Genomic DNA, 3,255 nt, shown 5'->3' with positions numbered 1-3,255 from the left:
GCCTGCGCACCATAGGACGTGCCCTTGGTGTCGCCGTTGGCGCGGTTGGTGACGCCGGCGCCGCCGTTCTCGGCCGCGTTGGCGGCCGCGTTCCACTTGGCCGTGGTCACGTACAGGCGCAGTTCCGGACGGTTCCAGAAGCCCGGGCCCGTCGACAGCGTCGGCGCGAACGTCAGCTTCGCCAGCTTCTGCGTGTCGCTGCCGTCCGGCTTCTTCTGCACGTACGCGGCTTCGCCCACCAGCTTGAAGTTCTTCGTCAGCGCATACGAACCACGCCCGCCCACCGACACCGAGTTGATCTTGGTGGTCTGGCCSGCGAAGTTCTCGACCTTGTCCTGCTGGAACATCAGCTGGCCCTGCCCGCCGAACGCGCCGACCTGCCAGCCCGGGCTCTCCACGATGCGGAAGCTCTTGGTCGCCGAGGTCGCGTTCAGCGTGCCGAAGCCGCCGTCCACGCCCGCCGAGCCCTGCGCGAACTGCACCCACAGGATGTTGGTGCCGCCCAGCCCGAACGCGTTGTCCTGGTTGTGCTGCACGCTCAGCCCGAAGCCGTTCTTGCCGCCGGTGAAGTCGCCCTTCACGTAGGTGCCCACCACGCGCAGCTTGCCGCCCGGGTTCACCACCAGCTCCGACAGGTCCGCGTTCAGGCGCGAGGCCGGACGCTGGTCCGTGCCCGCCGCCGGCGGCGTGCCCTGGATCACGCCGCCGCTGTCGTTGCGGAAGAACGCCAGGCCCAGCTTGCCACCGCCCACGGCGATGCTGTCCGCACCCGCGCCCACGCCCGACAGGTTGATGAAGAACGTGTCGGTGATGTGCACGTCGGCACGGCCGTAGAAGCGCTTGCCGATCCAGAAGTTCACGTCCGGGGCGATGTCGTAGCCCTTGCCCTCGACGTACATCTGGTTGATGCCCACCGACGCCGCRCCGGTGTCGCTCGAGTCACCGTTGTACAGGTTCGTCATCAGCGCGGCCTTGTAYTCCACGCCGTCCGACTTGAARCCCTGGCTCAGCAGGAACTCGCCGTAGAAGTCGCACTCGTTGCCGAGCCGGTACTTCATGCCCGCGCCGCTCAGGCCGTAGCACGCACGGGCATCGTCCTTCTTCGCCGCGCCCGGGCCGGTGCGGAAGTAGCCGCCCCAATCGACGGCTTGTGCAGAGGTGGCACTCAGCACGCTGGCTGCGGCGGCAGCCAGGGCGAGCACGGTCTGGCGGTGGGGGAATGTCTTCACGGATCGTCTCCTTGGTTTTTGGAAGCACAGGTAGAACACAGGGCCTGGGGGAGCCCTGCAGGGGGAAAGGGGTGCGTCAGCCGCGCTTGCGGGCCTCGAAGACGCGCTGCAGCAGGCAGAACACGAACAGCAGCCCGCCGATCACGATGCGGGTCCACCACGAACTCAGGCTGCCGTCGAACATGATCAGCGTCTGGATGATCCCGAGCATCAGCACGCCGAACAGCGTGCCCAGCACATAGCCCACGCCGCCGGTGAGCAGCGTGCCGCCGATCACCACGGCGGCGATCGCGTCCAGCTCCAGCCCGACCGCGTGCAGGCCGTAGCCCGACAGCATGTAGAAGGTGAACACCACGCCGGCCAGCGCCGAGCAGAAACCGCTGACGGTGTAGACGCCGATCAGCGTGCTGCGCACCGGCAGCCCCATCAGCACCGCCGAATGCTCGTTGCCGCCGATCGCATACACCGTGCGGCCGAACTGCGTGTAGTGCGCGACGAACACCGCGAGCACCACCACGGCGAGCGCGATGATCGCGCTGACCGACAGCTCGGCGCCCTCCCACAGCGGCACGCGCAGCTGCGAGACCTCGGTGTAGAACGGGTTCGTGATGCTGACCGAATCGATGCTGATCAGGTAGCACAGGCCGCGCGCGAGGAACATGCCGGCCAGCGTCACGATGAACGGCTGCAGCCGGAAGCGCTGGATCAGCACGCCCTGCAGCGCGCCGAAGCCGGTGCCCATCAGCAGCACCAGCGGCAGCACCGCGGCCGGGCTCCAGCCGTGCTTCTCGACCAGCGAGGCCGACACCATCGTCGTCAGCGCGATCACCGACCCCACCGACAGGTCGATGCCGCCCGACAGGATCACGAAGGTCATGCCGACCGCGACGATGCACAGGAAGGCGTTGTCGATCAGCAGGTTCAGGAACACCTGGGCCGAGAAGAAGCCGGTGTAGAGCACCGAGCCGAGGAGCGCCATCACGAGGAACAGCGAGACGGTCGCCGCCAGCGGGATGAACTTCGGGTCGAGGCGCAGGCGCCGGGTCGACACAACGGCGGGCACGGGGGTCATCGGTCGGGCCTGCGTGTTCATGCCTTCGCTCCCGGCCGTTCCGCCAGCCCGGGCCGCTGCACCAGCGCGCGCAGGCTGTGCCGGAACTCCGGCGACTGCAGCAGCATCACCGCGAACACCACGCCGGCCTTGACGACCAGGTTGACCTCGGGCGGCACGCCCAGCGAGTAGATCGCGTAGGTGAGCGTCTGGATGATCAGCGCGCCGATCACGCTGCCGGCCAGGCTGAAGCGGCCGCCGGTCAGCGCGGTGCCGCCCAGCGTCACCGCGAGGATCGCGTCGAGCTCCATCAGCTGCCCGGCGTTGTTGCCGTCGGCGCTCTTCACGTTCGAGCTGACGATCAGCCCGGCCGCGCCGGCGCACAGCCCGCAGAAGGCGTACACCCACACCGTGATGCGGCGCGCCCGCACGCCGGCCACGCGCGCCGCCGACGGGTTCACGCCAACCGCCTGGATGAACAGGCCGAGCGCGGTGCGCGTCGTCACCCACCACAGCAGCACGAACACCGCCGCCGCGATGAACAGCGAGAACGGCAGCCCGAGCAGGTAGCCGCTGCCGAGGAAGAAGTAGGGCCCGTAGTAGATGGTGATGATCTGCCCGCCGGTGATCAGCTGCGCGATGCCGCGGCCGGCCACCATCAGGATCAGCGTCGCGATGATCGGCTGCATGCCCACGCGCGCGACCAGCACGCCGTTCCACAGCCCGCACAGCAGCGCGACGCCGAGCGCGCCGGCGATCGCGGCCCACATCGGGAAGCGGCTCGCATGCGTGGCCACGCCGTCGACGATCACCAGCGAGCCGCCGATCATCCAGGCCGCGATCGCCGCCGCGATCGCCACCACCGCACCGACCGAGATGTCGATGCCGCGCGTCGCGATCACCAGCGTCATGCCCAGCGACACCAGCATCAGCGGCGCTGCGCGGTTCAGGATGTCGATCAGGCTGCCGTACAGG

Annotated in this window: 3 protein-coding genes; all 3 read right to left on the bottom strand. The window is 68.7% G+C overall.

Going from position 1 to position 3,255, the window contains the following annotated elements:
- The coding region (locus AC1D01_RS26715) for a maltoporin (RefSeq protein WP_477871753.1) at positions 1-1,229 on the bottom strand (1,229 nt) is incomplete at its 3' end.
- Between the two features lie 76 nt (positions 1,230-1,305).
- Entirely contained in the window at positions 1,306-2,301 is a 996-nt protein-coding gene (gene yjfF, locus AC1D01_RS26710; protein WP_477871751.1) for a galactofuranose ABC transporter, permease protein YjfF, read from the bottom strand.
- A 17-nt stretch (positions 2,302-2,318) separates the two neighbouring features.
- The coding region (locus AC1D01_RS26705; RefSeq protein ID WP_477871749.1) for an ABC transporter permease at positions 2,319-3,255 on the bottom strand (937 nt) is incomplete at its 5' end.

It is taken from the genome of Rhizobacter sp. P3_B12, assembly GCF_056402895.1.
The sequence above is the reverse complement of the archived record's forward strand: the minus strand, read 5'-3'. Positions and strand labels throughout refer to the sequence as shown.

Bases quoted from the DNA above. Each gene is read 5' to 3' on its own strand.
- yjfF (WP_477871751.1), bottom strand. From the start codon at position 2,301: ATGACCCCCGTGCCCGCCGTTGTGTCGACCCGGCGCCTGCGCCTCGAC.